Genomic DNA, 18,081 nt, shown 5'->3' with positions numbered 1-18,081 from the left:
TGTGTGCATGGGCGTGGCGGTGTCTCGGCCGGGGCGTGACGACCGATCCGACGGGTCCGCGCCGGCCAAGGGGAGGGGTTGCGCAGGCTTACATAGGTTAGGCTACATTTACTAACCGTGACCGAGCTCAGCGTCGAGACGAATCCCGCCGGCTCCGCGTCACCGCTGATTCCCTTAATTCCCGGCATCGATCCGGCTGACCTCGCGGCCCAGCTGGCCGCCGCGCTGCCCGAGCGCTCGGGCGAGGAGTACCTCCTCTACGAGCGCAACGGGCAATGGGTTCTGGCCAGCGGTGTGCAGGCGATGGTGGAGCTGGACAGCGACGAGCTGCGGGTGATCCGCGACGGCACCACCCGGCGGCAACAGTGGTCCGGACGGCCCGGGCCCGTGCTGGGAGAAGCCATCGACCGGCTGCTGCTCGAAACCGACCAGCTGTTCGGTTGGGTCGCCTTTGAATTCGGCGTCTACCGCTACGGGCTGCAGCAGCGGCTGGCGCCGCAGACGCCGTTGGCGCGGCTGTTTTGGCCCCGCACCCGCTTCGTGGTGAGCGAGGAGGGCGTTCGCCTGCACGGTGCCGACGTCGCGCACGCCGAGGCGGTGCGCGGCTTGTTGAGCGACGGCATGGCCGGCGTGCCGGACGCCCGCACCATTGACTTGAGCGACGACCCGTCGGGCTACCGCACCCGAGTGGCGGCGGCCGTCCGCGAGATCGCCAACGGCGAGTACCACAAGGTGATCCTGTCGCGCTGCGTTGAAGTGCCCTTCCCGCTTGACTTTCCGTCCACCTACCGGCTGGGCCGCCGGCACAACACACCGGTGCGGTCCTTCTTGTTGCGGCTCGGCGGCATGCGTGCCGTGGGTTACAGCCCCGAACTCGTCGCGGCCGTTCAACACGACGGGACGGTGGTGACCGAGCCGCTGGCCGGGACGCGCGCGCTCGGTCGTGGCGCGGCGCATGATCGCCAGGCCCGCGACGAATTGGAGTCGAACTCCAAAGAGATTGTCGAGCACGCCATTTCGGTACGCAGCTCGCTGCAGGAGATATCCGAGATCGCCGAGCCGGGGACCTCGGTCGTCAGCGACTTCATGACCGTGCGGGAGCGGGGGAGCGTGCAGCACCTCGGCTCGACGGTCAGCGCCCGCCTGGACGCGTCGAGGGACCGGATGGACGCGCTGGAGGCGCTCTTTCCGGCCGTCACGGCCTCCGGCATCCCGAAGGCGGCCGGCGTCGAGGCCATCCTGCGGCTCGACGAAGGACCCCGCGGCCTCTATTCCGGTGCCGTGGTGATGGTTTCGGCCGACGGCGGCCTGGATGCGGCGCTGACGCTGCGCGCGGCCTACGAATGCGACGGCAAGACGTGGTTGCGCGCCGGCGCGGGCATCATCGAAGAGTCCGAGCCCGAGCGCGAGTTCGAGGAGACCTGCGAGAAGCTGTCCACGCTCGCGCCTTACCTGATTCCCCGGCACTAGCTTCCGAGGCCGCTTTCCCGCGGCCGGCCCCCTTCCTCGGTGTGTCGCGGCTCTCCCCGCCATGGGACCTTTGGCCCTATTTCGCCTTTTCCCGGCGTGTCATCTTTGTGTAACTGCATGACACACTAAATTCAGTGTTACTGATCGCAACACATAACTGGGAGGGCTCCGTGTCCGACGGCTTGACCAACTTGCAGCTACTTCGCGAGCTAGAACCCGTGGTCGAAAAATTGCTCGACCGCCACCTCTCGCTGTTCAAGGAGTGGAACCCGCACGACTACATCCCGTGGTCAGACGGCAAGAACTTCTACGCGCTGGATGGCCAGGACTGGGAGCCGGGACAGAGCCGGATGTCCGACGTGGCGCAGGTCGCGATGGTGCAAAACCTGCTGACCGAGGACAATTTGCCGTCCTATCACCGCGAGATCGCGATGAACTTCACCATGGACGGCCCGTGGGGACAGTGGGTGAACCGCTGGACCGCCGAGGAGAACAGGCACAGCACGGCGCTGCGCGACTACCTGGTGGTCACCCGCGCGGTCGACCCGGTAGAGCTGGAGAAGCTCCGGTTGGAGCAAATGACTCGAGGGTTCAGCCCCGGCCAGAACCACCAGGGTGACATGTTCGCTGACAGCCTGTTCGACTCGGTGATGTATGTGTCGTTTCAGGAGTTGGCCACCCGCGTCGCACACCGCAACACGGGCAAAATCGCCGGCGACACCATCGCGGAACAGCTGATGGCCCAGGTGTCGCACGACGAGAACCTGCACATGATCTTCTACCGGGACGTCAGTGCCGCCGGTCTGGACATCGCGCCCAACCAGGCGATGCGCTCGGTGCACCGGATCCTGCGCAACTTCAAGATGCCCGGGTTCACCGTGCCGGAGTTTCGGCGCAAGGCCGTGATCATCGCGGTCGGCGGCGTCTACGACCCGCGCATCCATCTCGACGAGGTGGTCATGCCGGTATTGAAGAAATGGCGCATCTTCGAGCGCGATGACTTCACCGGCGAGGCGGCCCGGATGCGCGACGATCTCGGGGTGCTGATCAAGGAACTCGAAGTGGCCAGCGACAAATTCGACGAATCCAAGCAGCGCTACCTCGAGCGGGAAGCCCGCAAGACCGAACGGATCACCGCCAACAAGGTCCTCAAAACCGAAGGGACGCTGACGCTTAGCGGACGCTAGCCGTTGTCGATTGACCGCACGATCGCCTTCTTGTCGATCTTGCCGATCGGCGTCGTGGGCAGCGCCGCCAGCGCGACCAGCACGTCGGGCCGGGTGTGGGCGGCGACGCCACGCCCGTCGAGGTGGGCGTTGAGCTCGGCGAGGGTCAACTGGTCCCGGTCGAAAACAACCGCCGCGCAGATCTTTTCGCCCAGGTACGGGTCGGGCAACGCAACCGCCGCAGCCGAACGGATCGCGGGATGGCTCAGCATGTGCTCTTCGAGTTCGGCCGCCGCGATCGTCTCGCCGGCGCGACAGATGACGTCCTTGATCCGGCCGGTGACCACCAGGTAGCCGTCGTCCCTGCGGCGGACGACATCACCGCTGCGGTAGAAGCCGTCGGGATCGAAGCAGCGCTCGTTGTCGCGTTCGGCGCGGAAGTAGCCGTTGAGCGTGTACGGCCCGCGCACCAGCAGCTCGCCCTCCTCACCGGGCGCCACCGGCCGGCCGGCCCCGTCGACGATGCGCAACTCGTCGGCCGCACACAGCGGACGGCCCTGGGTGTTCTCGACGACTTCCGGGGGATCGTCCGGCCGGGTGTAGCAGAGCAGCCCCTCGGCCATCCCGAACACCTGCTGCACGCCCGGTGTCAGCGTGGCGCGCACCAGGCGGGCGTCCGTCGGCTCCAGCCTCGCTCCGCCAATCTGCAAGAGCCGCAACGACTTCGGAGTCACCGGCTCCCATTCACAGGCCTCGGCCCACAGCCTGGCCAGGGCCGGCACCAGGGCCGTCACGGTCACGCAGTGGCGCGCGATCGCGGCAAAGGCGGCCTCCGGGCTGGGATCGGCGTCGAACACCGTCGTGGCGCCGACCGACATCGCGCCCAGCAGGCCGGGACAGGCCAGCGGGAAGTTGTGGCCCGCGGGCAGCACCGAGAGATAGACGTCGTCCGCCGTCAGCCGGCAGACCTCGGCGCTGGCCGTCGCGTTGAACACGTAGTCGTCGTGGGTGCGGGGGATCAGCTTGGGGGTGCCCGTGGTGCCGCCCGAAACCAGCAGCAGCGCAGGCATTGCCGGGTCGGCCGGCGGGGCCGGCAAGTGGACGTTGCCTTGTTCGCACAGTTGCGTCCACCCCGTGAACTTCCCGGGGTCGCCGTCGACGATCACATGCCTGAGCGCCGGGTGCGCATCGACGAGCTCGCCCGCCATCGCGGGGTAGTCGAAACCGCTTGCGGCATCGGCTATCACGAGGGCTGTCGCCTCGCTGACGGCGGCGAAGTGGCCCAATTCGGCGGCCCGGTGAGCGGGAAGGCACATCACCGGGATCGCGCCGGCCCGCAGCAGCCCGAACAGCGCCGCGGCGAATTCGCGGCCGTTCGGCAGCTGGAGCAGGACCCGGTCGCCGGGCGCCACGCCCAGCGCGCGCAGCCCGGTTGCCGCGCGGGTGACCCGCTCGTCGAGTTCCGCGTAGGTGTATACGGCGTCGGCCCCTGCGTCGACGACCGCGGTCCGGTTCGGCCAGCGGCGCGCCGCGTCGGTGAGGATCGTGTCCAGGGCGCGTCCCGTCCAGTAGCCCGCCGCGCGATACGACGCGGCCCGGTCGGCCGGGAACGGCACGAATCCCTCTAGGCCCGCCGAAGGTCGCGTGGGGTTCGGGACCATCGGTCTCCTCGGGCTCGGGGGGTGGTAGCGGCGGCGCCACGGATGAGGATAGGGTAACCAAACAACTTAGGGCAGCCTTTGCTAATTCAGGGAGGATTCGTGGTGCGTGCCCCGGCGTGCTCGGAGGACATCCGCGCGGAGGTCGCCGAGCTGCTCGGCGTCCGCGCCGACGCGATTCACCCAGGTAGCAACCTCATCGGCCAGGGCCTGGACTCCATCCGGATGATGACGCTCGCCGGTCGGTGGCGCCGTCAGGGCATCGCCGTCGATTTCGCCGCCCTGGCCGCGGCGCCGACGATCGAGGCCTGGTCCGAGCTGGTGACGGCCCGCCCGGCCGCCGACGAACCGCCCCTGCCCGCCGACGCCGAACCGTCGGGGGAGGGCGAGCCCTTCCCGCTGGCGCCGATGCAACACGCGATGTGGGTCGGCCGCCAGGACAACCAGCAGTTGGGTGGCGTCGCAGGTCACCTGTACGTCGAGTTCGACGGCGGCCCGATCGACCCGGACCGGCTGCGGGCGGCGGCCAACCGGCTGGCCCTTCGCCATCCGATGCTGCGGGTGCGGTTCTCAGCCGACGGCACGCAGCGCATCGCCGCGGCCGACGAGTGCGGGGACTTCCCCGTCTCGGTGGTGGACCTGCGCGACCAGCGGGACCCGGTCGAGCTGCGCCTGGCGGCCCTGCGCGAGGCCAAATCGCACCAGCAGCTCGACGGTGCGGTGTTCGAACTCGCGGTGACGCTGCTGCCCGACGGGCGGTCCCGGCTGCACGTCGACCTGGACATGCAGGCCGCCGACGCGATGAGCTACCGCACGTTGATGGCCGACCTGGCCGCCCTATACCTCGGCCGGGAACTGCCCGAATTGGGTTACACCTACCGTGAATACCGCCGGGCCGTCGCGCGGCAGGAGGCGCAACCCCAGCCGCAGCGCGACGCCGACCGGGATTGGTGGGCCCGGCGCATTCCCGACCTGCCGGATCCGCCCGCGCCGCCGTCGACGGGCGGGCGGGGCTCACGCACCAGCACCCGTCGCTGGCATTGGCTGGACCCGGCGACCCGCGACGCGCTGTTTGCCCGCGCCCGAGCCCGCGGCATCACCCCGGCCATGACGCTTGCCGCGGCGTTCGCCGACGCGCTGGCCCGCTGGTCCTCGCCGCGGTTCCTGCTGAATGTCCCGCTGTTCGGGCGCCAGGCGCTGCACCCCGACGTCGAGAAGCTGGTCGGCGACTTCACCTCCTCGCTGCTGCTCGATGTCGACCTGACAGACGCCGACACTCCGGCCGCGCGGGCGCGGGCGGTGCAGGATGCGATGCGGGCGGCCGCCGCCCATTCCTCCTATCCCGGGTTGTCCGTGCTGCGCGACCTCAGCCGCCACCGCGGCACCCAGGTCCTGGCGCCGGTCGTCTTCACCAGCGCGCTTGGCCTCGGGGAACTGTTCAGCGCGGATGTCGCAAGGCAATTCGGCGCACCCGCCTGGATCATTTCCCAGGGCCCGCAAGTGCTGCTCGACGCGCAGGTCACCGAGTTCGACGGCGGCGTTCTGGTGAACTGGGACGTGCGCGACGGTGTCTTCGCGCCGGGCGTCATCGACGCGATGTTCGCCCACCACATCGACGAACTGCTGCGGCTGGCGTCCAGCGACGACGCGTGGGACGCCGCCGCTTTGCCGGCGCTGCCGGACGCGCAACGCGCGGTGCGCGAGGCGGTCAACGGCCGCAGCGCCCCGCCAAGCGGGGAGGCTCTGCACGACGGGTTCTTCCGGCGGGCCGAGCAACAACCCGACGCGCCAGCCGTGTTCGCGAGCTCCGGCGACCTCACCTACGCGCAGCTACGCGACCAGGCGCTGGCGCTGGCCGCGGCGTTGCGGGCGGCGGGAATCCGCGACGGCGACACCGTCGCGGTGATGGGTCCGAAGACCGCCGAACAGCTGCCCGCGCTGCTGGGCATCCTAGCCGCCGGCGGCGTGTACCTGCCCATCGGCGTCGACCAACCACGCGACCGCGCGGAGCGCATCCTGCACACCGGTGGGGTGCGGCTGGCCCTGGTGTGCGGCGGGCAGCCGCTGTCGCTGCCCGTCCCCGCGTTGGTGATCGCCGACGTGCTCCGCGAGCCGCCCGCCATCGTTGACTTTCCCTTCGCCAGAACGGATCCCGCCGAGCTCGCCTATGTGTTGTTCACGTCGGGCTCCACGGGGGAGCCCAAGGGTGTCGAGCTGACGCATGACGGCGCGATGAACACCGTCGAATTCCTCAGCCGCCACTTCGAGATCGGCGCGGCGGACCGTTGCCTTGCCCTTTCGACGCTGGAATGCGACCTGTCGGTGCTCGACGTCTTCGCAACCCTGCGGGCCGGCGGCGCGATCGTCGTGGTCGACGAGGCGCAGCGACGCGATCCGGACGCGTGGGCCCGGCTGATCGACACCCACCAGGTCACGGTGCTGAACTTCCTGCCGGGCTGGCTGGAGATGTTGGTCGAGGTCCAGGCGGGCAACCTGTCGTCGCTGCGGGTGGTGGCCACCGGCGGCGACTGGGTGCGCCCCGGCCTGGCTCGCCGGCTGCAGGCGCGGGCGCCGCACATGCGCTTCGCCGGGTTGGGGGGCGCAACCGAAACGGCGGTCCACGCAACCATTTTCGAGGTCGACGCCGACATGCCCGAGAACTGGACGGCGGTGCCGTACGGCAAGCCGTTCCCCAACATCGCCTGCCGTGTCGTCGGTGACACCGGCGCCGACTGTCCCGACTGGGTCGCAGGTGAGCTGTGGGTGTCCGGCCGCGGCATCGCCCGGGGCTATCGCGGGCGCCCCGAGCTGACCGCCGAGCGCTTCGTCGTCCACGACGGCCGAACCTGGTATCGCACCGGCGATCTGGCGCGCTATTGGCCGGACGGCACCCTCGAGTTCGTCGGCCGCGCCGATCACCGGATCAAGGTCAGCGGGTATCGCGTCGAGCTCGGCGAGATCGAGGCGGCGCTGCGCCGGGTGCCCGGGGTGCGAGCGGCCGTGGCCGCCCTGGTGCCCGGCTCCGGTGGCACCGACGTGCTGGCCGCCGCTGTCCGCCTCGACGACGACGCGTTGACCGCGCCGCGAATACGCCAGCTTCTGGCCGATCTCGTTCCCGCGCACATGGTTCCGCAGCACATATCGCTGACCGACCGCATCCCGTTCACCGACGGCGGCAAGATCGACCGGCGCGCCGTCGGTCGTCAGCTGGCCGATGCGGTCGACTCCGGCGACGTGTCCGCGCCCTATCAGGGCCCGCGCTCGCAACTGGAACGCGCGCTGTGCCACATCATCGCGGACCTGCTCGACCGGGACACCGATGCGGTGGGTGTGCACGACGACTTCTTCTCGCTCGGCGGTGATTCCGTCCTTGCGACGCAGGCCGTTGTCGGCATCCGCCAGTGGCTCGACTCGCCGAGCCTGATGGTCGCCGACGTCTTTGCCGCCCGGACCGTCGCCACGCTGGCCGACTTGCTGACCGGCCGGGAGGCGAACGGCGACCGGCTCGAGCGGGTGGCCGACGTGTATCTGGAGATCGCGGACATGTCGAGCGCCGACGTGTTGTCCGCGCTCGACGCCGCCCCCGCGCCGGCACGGCGCGAGTTCAAGCCGTGGGTGAAGCGGTTTACCGCCGCCACGGCCCGCGGCTCGGTGGTCGTGTTCCCACATGCCGGCGGCGCCGCGGCGGCGTATCGGTCGCTGGCGAAAGCGTTGTCGGCGAACGACGTCGACGCCTTCGTGGTGCAGTACCCGCAGCGGGCCGACCGGCGGAACCACCCCGCGGCCGAGAGCATTGACGCGCTCGCCCTCGAGTTGTTCGAGGCGGGCGACTGGAGCTCGGTGGCTCCGCTGAGCCTGTTCGGGCATTGCATGGGGGCCGTTGTGGCGTTCGAGTTCGCCCGGGTCGCCGAACGCAATGGCGTGCCGGTGCGCGTCCTGTGGGCCTCGGCCGGGCAGGCCCCTTCGACGGTCGAAGCCTACGGACCTCTGCCGACCAGCGACAGCGGCGTGCTGGCGGACATGATCGATCTCGGCGGCACCGACCCCGAGCTGCTTGACGACGAGGAATTCATCGAACTGCTGGTGCAGGCGGTGCAGGCCGACTACCGGGCCCTGAACGCCTACTCGTGCCGCCCCGACGTGCGCATCGCCGCCGACATTCACGCGATCGGTGGCGATCGCGATCGACGGATCAGCCGGGAAACCTTGGCGCGCTGGGAAACCCACACGTCCGGCCGATTCGCGGTGTCGGAATTCGAGGGTGGCCACTTCTACCTCGACGATCACCTTGACGCGGTGGCCCGGATGGTGAGCGCCGATGTCCGATAACGACCCGGTCGTGATTGTCGGGTTCGCCCTCGAGGCGCCCGCCGGCGTGGAAACCGCCGACGACTTCTGGGCGTTGCTGTCCGAGCAGCGCGAGGCGCTCGGCCCGTTCCCCACCGATCGGGGCTGGGCGCTTCGCGAGCTGTTCGACGGGTCGCGGCGGGACGGCTTCAAACCCATCCGCGACCTTGGTGGATTCCTCTCGACTGCAACGACATTCGACCCGGAGTTCTTCGGCATCTCACGACGGGAAGCGACGGCCATGGACCCCCAGCAGCGGGTCGGGCTGCGGGTGGCGTGGCGGAGCGTGGAGAACAGCGGCATCAACCCCGACGACCTCACCGGCCACGATGTGGGCTGCTACGTCGGCGCGTCCGCGCTGGAATATGGCCCTGCCCTTTCCGAATTCTCCGACCACAGCGGGCATCTGATCACCGGGACGTCGCTGGGCGTCATCTCGGGGCGCATCGCCTACACGCTGGACCTGGCCGGGCCGGCGCTGACGATAGACACCGCCTGCTCGTCGGCGCTCGCGGCGTTTCACACCGCGGTCCAGGCGATCCGGGCCGGCGACTGCGACCTCGCGCTCGCCGGCGCGGTGTGCGTGATGGGCACCCCGGGCTATTTCGTCGAATTCTCCAAAAAGCACGCGCTGTCCGACGACGGCCATTGCCGGCCCTACAGCGCGCTCGCCAGCGGAACCGTCTGGGCCGAGGGCGCGGCCATGTTCGTGCTTCAGCGCCGGTCCCGCGCGGTGGCCGACGGGCGTCGCATCCTCGCCGAGGTGCGGGCCAGTTGCCTGAACTCCGACGGACGCAGCGACGGCCTGATGGCGCCCAGCGGCGCCGCGCAGCTGCGATTGTTTCGGCGCGCCATCGCGCAGGCCGGCGTCGAGCCCGTCGACGTCGGGATGGTCGAGGGGCACGCCACCGGCACCCGGCTCGGTGACCGGACGGAATTGTGCTCACTCGCGGCCAGTTACGGGACCGCGCCGCCCGGGCGCGGACCGCTCTTGGGCTCGGTCAAGTCGAACATCGGTCATGCGCAAGCGGCCGCCGGCGCGCTGGGCCTCGCCAAGGTCATCCTGTCCGCCGAGCACGCCGCCGTTCCCCCGACGCTGCACGTCGACGAACCCAGCCGCGAAATCGACTGGGAGAAGCAGGGTTTGCGGCTAGCCGACAAGCTGACACCGTGGCGGGCCGTCGACGGATGGCGAACCGCGGCGGTATCCGCGTTCGGGATGAGCGGCACCAATACCCATGTGATCGTCTCGATGCCGGATAACGGGTCGCCCAATGCCCCTTAACCGACTGCCCAACGGTCGCGTCCCGGTGCTCCTCAGCGCGCACGCCGACGATCTCGTGCGCGAGGACGCCGGCGCGATCGCCGACTACCTCGAGCGCTGTCCGGAAACGACCGTGGACCAGGTGGGCCGTCAGCTGCTGCAGACCCGGCGGGTGCGCCGACACCGCGCGGTGCTGAGCGCCGCCGACCGGGCGGAGCTCGTCGGTGGGCTGCGGGCGCTGGCCGCGGGGCGCGAGCATCCGCTGGTCGCGCGTTCCGCGGTGGATTCCGCGCCGCGGCAGGCCTTTGTGGTCCCCGGTCAGGGTGTGCACTGGCCGGGCATGGGCGCCGTCGCGTACCGGGCGCTGCCGACCTATCGGGCGGCAGCCGATGACTGCGTCGCGGCCTTCGAGGCCGCCGGCCACGTATCACCGCTGCGCTACCTGACGGTCGGGGACGAGCCGCAGGCCTTCTCCGAAATCGAGGTACAGGGCGCGCAATTCGTCCATGCGGTCGCGCTGGCGGAGGTGTGGCGGTCGTGCGGCGTGCTTGCCGACCTCACCATCGGCCAGAGCCTCGGTGAGGTCGCCGCGGCCTTCGTCGCCGGCGCCATGACTTTGCCGGACGCCGTCGCCGTCGTCGCCGCCCGGGCCGCCGTGGTGGACCGCCTTCCGGGTCGCTACGCGATGGCCACGCTAGGCGTCAGCGCCGACGCGGCCGGCGCGCTCATCGCGGCGGCCGACGGCTGGGTGGAGCTGGCCGTGGTGCACTCGGCATCCACCGTGGCGGTGTCGGGCGAACGCGACGCGGTGCTGGCGGTCGCCGACGCGGTGCGCGCGCGCGGTCAGTTCGCCCGCGAGATCACCGCGGGCTTCCCGGGGCACACCAGCGTGCTCGAGCCGCTGCGCGACGAGTTCGTCGCGCGACTGCCCGCCTCCGAATTCCTAGAGTCCCCGGTGCAATTCATCGGCGGCGCGACTGGCGACGTGGTGACACCCGACGAGCCATTCGGTGACTACTGGTATGCCAACCTGCGCAACACGGTGCGATTGGACCGCGCATTCGCCTCGGCGATCCGTTGCGGCGCGGGGTCCTTCGTCGAGTTGTCGGCCCATCCGGCGCTGCTGTTCACGATCGGCCAGACCTTCGAGGCGGACGCACTGGACGGCCCCGCGGTGCTGGTCGGTTCGGGCCAGCGTGACGAGCCGGTGCTCGAGGCGCTGTCGGCGAACATCCTCAGCGCCGCCGTCGCCGACCCCGGTTACACCTGGGGCGACTACCTGGGCGTCCCGACCCCCGGCGACGTTGGCCTACAAGGGTTTCCGAACGCTCCGATGCGCGCTATCCCGATGTGGGCGCACCCGGCCCCGCTGGCACCCGTGACGGCAGCCGGAGCGCCCGACATCGTGATGGAGCACTGGCGGCGGGCGGTATTGCCCGCACCGGGGCCGCTCACGCGAATCGCGGTGATCAGCATTGGCGCCGAAAGCCCGGTGGCCCGACCGCTGCGCGCGGCGATCGAGTCGCACCCAGCCGCCGAGCTCAGCGAACCGCGGGACGCCGAAATCGTCGCGGTGATCGCGCCGGCCATCGACGGTGCCGGCGCGCAGCGGGGCGCCGAGGCGCTCACGGGCCTGGCCGCGGCCGGCCTGCTCGACTACGCGAACGCGCCGGGCGCCCGCTGCCACACCGTCTGCCTGCTCACCGTCGCCGCCGACCGCGTCGGCCCGCGCGACGCATCGTCGGCCGGCCACGCGGCGTTGGCCGCGATGCACCGCAGCGCCGGATTCGACCACCCCGAACGAACTTTCACCCACCTCGATCTGCCGTCGTGGGAGCTGACGCCCGCCTCCGGCTCCACCGCCGTCGACGCCGTGCTGTCCGGCGCCGGCGAACTCGCGCTGCGCGGGCGCGCGCTGTTCGAGCGCTCGTTCCGCGACGCGGCCACCGCTGCGCACTGGCCACTCGACTCCGGGCTGCTCGACGACGTGGTCATCACCGGTGGTGCCGGTGCCATCGGTCTGCACTACGCCCGCTATCTCGCCGAGCACGGCGCACGGCGCATCGTCCTGGTGAGCCGCCGCAGCGCGGATCCCGGAGTGCTGAAGGCCTTGGCGGCCGAATACAGCACCGAGCTGGAGCCCGCGCCCTGCGACATCACCGATCGAGCCCAATTGGCGCTCACCGCAGCGAGATACGGAGCCGCCGGTGCGTCGCTGATCGTGCACGCGGCGGGCAGCGCCGGCTTCCGCGCGGGCGCCGTTCTCACGGAGGCCGCCCTCGCCGAGGCCTTCACCGCCAAAGTCACCGGACTGGCCCACCTCGCCGAACTGTGGCCGGTGCGTGCCGGCGCGCGCATGCTGTTGTGCTCGTCGGTGTCCGGGCTGTGGGGCGGACGCGGACACGCCGCCTACTCGGCGGCCAACCGCCTGCTGGACCACATGGCCGCCGAACTGCGCGCCGCGGGCCGGCACTGCGTTTCGGTGCGGTGGGGCCTGTGGCAGCCGTCGTCCGGCGGTGAGTCGGGCCGGGGCATCCTGGATGCGGCCGAGGTGGAAAACATCGAGCGTTCGGGCCTGCGGCCGATGACGCCACGGGACGCGATCGAGGCCAGCCTGCGCGATTGGCACGACGACCCGCTGGTGTTCGCGGCCGACGCGGCCCGGCTGCGAATATTCCTGGGCGCCAGGCGGTCCGAACCGGCCGAACCTCGCAACGCCGCAAAGCTTCCGGTCGTCGAGGCGGTGCGCAGCCAGTTGGCGGCCGTCCTCGGGATCGAACGCGCCGGCGAATTGAACCTCGGCGAATCGCTTTTCGACCTGGGCGTCGACTCGATGCTGGCGCTGGACCTGCGCAAGCGCCTCAACTCGGCGATCGGCCGAACGGTGTCGCTGGCGACACTGATGGGCGATATCACCGGCGCCGAACTTGTCGAACAACTCGAGGTCGCCGACGAGCGCTCCGGCCCAGCACAGAAGGTGGACCCAAAAGATGGACACAGTGCGTGACTGACATCGCCGACACCGGCGCCCGCCTGGAACTGCTTCGGCGCCGGCTCGCCGACCGCGGCCTCTCGGCCGACACCGGGGAGGTCGAGGCTCCCGCCGACGACCAGCTCTCCGACGGCCAGGCCCGGATGTGGTTCGTACACCTGGCCGATCCCAGCGGCGCGCTGCTCAATGTGTGCGTCTCCTACCGCATCACCGGCGACATCGACCTCGCGCGGCTGCACGACGCCGTCGACGCGGTCGCCCGCCGGCACCCGATCCTGCGCACCACCTACGCCGTCGGCGAGGACGGCACCCCGCGGCCGACCGTGCAAGACGATCTCCGCCCGGGCTGGGCACAACACGACCTGACCGACCTGTCGGAACACGCGCGCCGCCTTCGGCTCGAGGTGCTCGCCCAGCGCGAATTCTCCACCCCCTTCGACCTTTCCAAAGACGCGCCGCTGCGGATCACCGCCGTGCGCATCGCCGCCGACGAGCACGTGCTGCTGTTGGTGGCCCACCACATCGCCTGGGACGACGGCTCGTGGCGGGTGTTCTTCCGCGACCTCACCAATGCCTACGAGGGCGCCGAGCTGGCGCCCTACCGCCACACCTCGGCGCCGGCGGCGGGGTCAGTGCCCGACACCACCAACGCCGATCTCGACTACTGGCGCGCCGTCATGGCCGACCCGCCCGAGCCGCTGGAGCTCCCCGGCCCGGCCGGGACGACCATGCCGACCAACTGGCGGGCCGCCCGCAGCGAACTCCGGCTGTCCGGCGACACCGCCCAGCGGGTGATCGCGATGGCGCGCGACACCGGCTGCACTCCATACATGGTGCTGCTGGCCGCCTTCGGCGCCCTCATGCATCGCTACACCCACAGCGACGACTTCCTGGTGGCCGCACCGGTGCTCAACCGCGGCGCCGGAACCGACGACGCCATCGGCTATTTCGGCAACACCGTGGCGCTGCGGCTGCGACCACGGCCGGCGATGAGCTTTCGCGAGTTGCTCAAGTCGACGCGCGACGTGGCAACCGGAGCGTTTGCGCACCAACGGCTCGGCCTCGATCGTGCCGTGCGTGAACTGAACCCCGATCGCCGCCACGGCGCGGAACGGATGACCCGGGTCAGCTTCGGATTCCGCGAGCCGGACGGCGGGTTCCGCCCGCCCGGCGTCGAGTGCGAGCGCTACGGCCTGCGCAGCAACCTCACCCAGCTGCCGCTGGGCTTCATGGTCGAGTTCGACGGCACCGGTGCGCTGGTGGAGGCCGAACACCTGCTGGAGATCCTCGACCCAGCGCTGGTGCGCCAGATGCTGCATCACTTCGCCGTGCTGCTGGACGACGCACTGGCCGCACCGGACCGGCCGCTGGCCGGGCTGGCGCTGCTGGACGAGGCCGACGCCGCCTGGCTGCGTGAGGTGTCGCACGGCGAGGCGTTCCAGACCGCCCCCAAAACCCTCGCCGACCTGGTCTCCGAGCAGGCCGCGCGGACCCCCGACGCCGTCGCCGTAGCCTACGAAGGCCGCCGGTTCACCTACCGCGACATCAATGAGGCGGCAAACCGGTTGGCGCACTGGCTGATCGAGAAGGGGATCGGCAGCGAGGACCGCGTGGCCGTGCTGCTCGACAAGTCGCCGGACCTGGTCGTCACCGCGGTCGGCATCGCCAAGTCCGGTGCGGTATACGTACCGGTGGACCCCAGCTATCCGCGGGACCGACTCGAGTTCATCCTCGACGACTGCGACGCGAAGCTGGTGCTGCGCGAGCCGGTGGCCGACCTCGCGGCGTACCGCGCCGACGACCCCACCGACGCGGACCGGGTTCGGCCGCTGCGGCCGGAAAACACCGCGTACCTGATCTACACGTCGGGCACCACCGGGTTGCCCAAAGGCGTTGCGGTGCCGCACCGTCCCGTCGCCGAATACTTCGTCTGGTTCAAGGGCGAGTACGGGGTGGACCACACCGACCGGCTGCTGCAGGTCGCCTCGCCAAGCTTCGACGTGTCGATCGCCGAGATCTTCGGCACGCTGGCCTGCGGGTCGCGAATGGTGATCCCGCGCCCCGGCGGGCTCAACGACATCGGCTACCTGACCGACCTGCTGCGCGACGAGGGAATCACGGCAATGCATTTCGTGCCCTCGCTGCTCGGCCTGTTCCTGTCGCTGCCCGGCGTCAACCAGTGGCGGACGTTGCAGCGGGTGCCCATCGGCGGCGAGCCGCTCCCCGGCGAGGTGGCCGACAAGTTCCACGCGACATTCGACGCGCTGCTGCACAATTTCTACGGTCCGACCGAAACCGTGATCAATGCCAGCCGGTTCAAGGTCGAAGGCCCGCAAGGCACCCGCATCGTGCCCATCGGCCGGCCCAAAATCAACACGACGATGCACCTACTCGACGATTCGCTGCGACCGGTGCCCGTCGGCGTGATCGGCGAGATCTACCTCGGCGGGCCGCATCTGGCGCACGGATACCATCGCCGCGCCCGGTTGACCGCCGAGCGGTTCGTGGCCGATCCGTTCAATCCCGGCGCCCGGATGTACCGCACCGGGGACCTGGCGCGCCGCAACGCGGACGGTGACGTCGAGTTCGTGGGCCGCGCCGACGAACAGGTCAAGATCCGCGGCTTCCGGATCGAACTGGGTGACGTCGCCGCGGCCATCTCGGTCGACCCGACGGTCGGGCAGGCGGTCGTGGTCGTCAGCGACCTGCCGGGACTCGGCAAGAGCCTGGTTGGCTATGTGACGCCCGCCGCGGAAACGTCCGAGGTCGACCTCGACCGCATCCGGGCCCGCGTCACCGCGGCGCTGCCCGAATACATGGTCCCGGCGGCATACGTTGTGCTCGACGAGATCCCGATCACCGCGCACGGCAAGATCGACCGTGCCGCGCTGCCAACGCCGGAGGTGAGTTCCGGTGCGGAGTTCCGCGAACCGGCATCGGCCACGGAGCGGCGCGTTGCCGAACTGTTCGCCGAGTTGCTCGACCGCGACCGGGTTGGCGCCGACGACTCGTTCTTCGACCTGGGCGGCCACTCGCTGCTCGCGACGAAGTTGGTCGCGTCGGTCCGTAACGCGTTCGGCGTCGACGTCGGCGTGCGCGAGGTTTTCGAACTCGCGACGGTGGCGCGGCTAGCCGCGCACATCGACGCCACGGATCAGGCGTCGGCGCGGCCAAGGCTGACCGCGCTGGACCGCAGCGGGCCGGTTCCGCTCTCGTCGTCGCAGCTGCGCAGCTGGTTCACCTATCGCTTCGACGGGCCCAACGCCGTCAACAACATTCCGTTCGCGGCGGCGTTGCGGGGCCCGTGCGACACCGACGCGCTGGCGGCGGCCGTCACCGACGTCGCGACCCGGCACGAGATCCTGCGCACCACCTACCGCGAGATCGACGGCGTCCCCCACCAGATCGTCCACCCGCCCGCCGTGGTTCCGGTGCGCCGCGCCAACGGGCCCGACGAGGAATGGCTTGGGGCCCAACTGGATACCGAGCGCCGCTACGTCTTCGACCTGGAGACCGACCTGCCGATCCGGGCGGCGGTGCTCGGAACGCCGGACCGGAACGTCCTTTCTGTGGTGATGCACCACATCGCCGGCGATCACTGGTCCGCCGGGGTGCTGTTCACCGACCTGCTCACCGCGTACCGCGCCCGCCGCGGCGGCCGAGCCCCCGCGTGGGAACCGCTGCCCGTGCAATACGCCGACTACGCCGCGTGGCAGGCGGCGCTGCTGGAGGACAACGCCGGCATCGCCGGACCGCAGCGCGACTACTGGACCCGCCAGCTCGAGGGGCTGGCGGACGAAAACGGCCTGCGCCCAGACTTTCCCCGGCCGGCCGCGCTCACCGGCGCCGGTGCTGCCGTCGAGTTCGGGTTCGGCGCCGCGACCCGCGCCAAGCTGACCGCCCTGACCCGCGAGCTCGGCATCACCGAGTTCATGCTCCTGCAGGCCGCCGTTGCGGTGGTGCTGCACAAGGCCGGCGGCGGCCCGGACGTCCCGCTCGGCACCCCGGTCGCCGGGCGCAACGAATCCGACCTGGACCGCCTCGTCGGGTTTTTCATCAACATCGTGGTGTTGCGGAATGACCTGCGCGGCAACCCCACACTGCGCGAGCTGCTACAGCGGACCAGGGACATGGCGCTGGCCGCGTACGCACATCAGGACCTGCCGTTCGACCAAGTGGTGGACGCCGTCAGGCCCGCCCGGTCGCTCTCGCGCAACCCGCTGTTCGACGTGGTGGTGCACGTTCGCGAACAGTTGCCGCAAGACCAGGTGATCGACAGCGGACCCGACGGCGACACCACGTTTACCGCGCTTGAGCCGGACTTCGACGTGGCGCACGCCGACATGTCGGTCAACTTCTTCGCGGCCGAAGACGGCTACCGCGGCCACGTCATCTATCGCCCCGAGCTGTACCGGCGCGCCACCGCGGAACGCTTCGCCGAGTGGCTGATCCGCGTCATCGAGGCGTTCGCCGACGACCCCGATCAACGGCTGCGCGACGTCCAGATCACCGACGCGCAAGAAAGACAGCGCATACTGGCCCGCTGCAACGAGGGCGACGGGGCCGCTCGGGTGTTCCTGCTGGACGCCTGGCTGAACCCCGTCCCGCGCGGGGTGGTGGGCGACGTCTACTACGGTGGCGGCCCGGCGGTCATCGGCCGGCTGGCGCGGGCGTCGCTCACTGCGACCCGCTTCGTCGCCGATCCGTTTGCCGCCCAACCGGGTTCGCGGCTGTACCGCAACGGCGAGCGCGGCATGTGGACCGACGACGGTCAACTCCAGTTGGTCGCCGACATCGAGCGACCCGCACCGACGCCGGCGCCCGGGGGCCCGGCCGAACCGCCCGACACCGCCACGGAGCGCGCGCTAGCGGCGATCCTCGCCGACATGCTCGACACCGCCGAAATCGGGCGCCACGACGAATTTTTCAATCTCGGCGGGGACAGCATCCTCGCCGTGCGGGTCGCCGCGCGGGCCCGCGACGCCGGAATGCCGCTGACCCCGCGGATGATCTTCGAACATCCCGTGCTCCACGAGCTCGCCGCCGCCCTGGACGCCAAGTCGACGACCGAAACCGAACCCGAGGAGGGCGGCTCCCACGCGCCGATGAGCACCTCGGGGCTTTCCGCCGACGAGCTGGCGGCCCTGACCTCGTCCTGGGGTGATCGGCCGTGACCCGAGCCGA

7 protein-coding genes are annotated in these 18,081 nt (G+C 70.5%); 6 read left to right on the top strand and 1 reads right to left on the bottom strand.

What is annotated here, in order from left to right; genetic code table 11:
* The first annotated feature begins 117 nt into the window (after positions 1-117).
* Together N415_RS01750 and N415_RS01745 are read left to right on the top strand one after the other, a co-directional pair.
* Complete coding sequence (locus tag N415_RS01750) at positions 118-1,470, top strand: salicylate synthase (RefSeq protein ID WP_068176522.1); 1,353 nt, start codon at positions 118-120, stop codon at positions 1,468-1,470.
* Between the two features lie 170 nt (positions 1,471-1,640).
* Positions 1,641-2,657 carry an acyl-ACP desaturase gene (locus tag N415_RS01745; protein WP_068176520.1) on the top strand — a complete coding sequence of 339 codons (1,017 nt, stop codon included), beginning with the start codon at positions 1,641-1,643 and terminating at the stop codon, positions 2,655-2,657.
* Here N415_RS01745 and N415_RS01740 read toward each other — a convergent pair.
* Positions 2,654-4,297, bottom strand: coding sequence for an AMP-binding protein (locus N415_RS01740; RefSeq protein ID WP_068176517.1), 1,644 nt, complete (start codon positions 4,295-4,297; stop codon positions 2,654-2,656). The genes N415_RS01745 and N415_RS01740 overlap by 4 nt on opposite strands.
* A 99-nt stretch (positions 4,298-4,396) precedes the next feature.
* Between N415_RS01740 and N415_RS01735 the strand changes: the two genes are divergently transcribed.
* Genes N415_RS01735 through N415_RS01720 form a run of 4 tightly spaced genes read left to right on the top strand, consistent with a single transcriptional unit; the run spans position 4,397 to position 18,071 of the window.
* Entirely contained in the window at positions 4,397-8,623 is a 4,227-nt protein-coding gene (locus N415_RS01735; protein ID WP_068176514.1) for a non-ribosomal peptide synthetase, read from the top strand.
* Positions 8,613-9,926, top strand: a complete 1,314-nt coding sequence (locus N415_RS01730) for a polyketide synthase (RefSeq protein ID WP_068176511.1) — start codon at positions 8,613-8,615, stop codon at positions 9,924-9,926. The genes N415_RS01735 and N415_RS01730 overlap by 11 nt, the downstream gene beginning before the upstream one ends.
* Positions 9,916-12,912 carry a mycobactin polyketide synthase MbtD gene (mbtD, locus tag N415_RS01725; RefSeq protein WP_068176508.1) on the top strand — a complete coding sequence of 999 codons (2,997 nt, stop codon included), beginning with the start codon at positions 9,916-9,918 and terminating at the stop codon, positions 12,910-12,912. The genes N415_RS01730 and mbtD overlap by 11 nt, the downstream gene beginning before the upstream one ends.
* Positions 12,909-18,071, top strand: coding sequence for a non-ribosomal peptide synthetase (locus N415_RS01720; RefSeq protein ID WP_068176505.1), 5,163 nt, complete (start codon positions 12,909-12,911; stop codon positions 18,069-18,071). The genes mbtD and N415_RS01720 overlap by 4 nt, the downstream gene beginning before the upstream one ends.
* The last annotated feature ends 10 nt before the right edge of the window (positions 18,072-18,081 follow it).

This window comes from Mycobacterium sp. UM_CSW (genome assembly GCF_000455205.1).
Taxonomy (GTDB): domain Bacteria; phylum Actinomycetota; class Actinomycetes; order Mycobacteriales; family Mycobacteriaceae; genus Mycobacterium.
The sequence above is the reverse complement of the archived record's forward strand: the minus strand, read 5'-3'. Positions and strand labels throughout refer to the sequence as shown.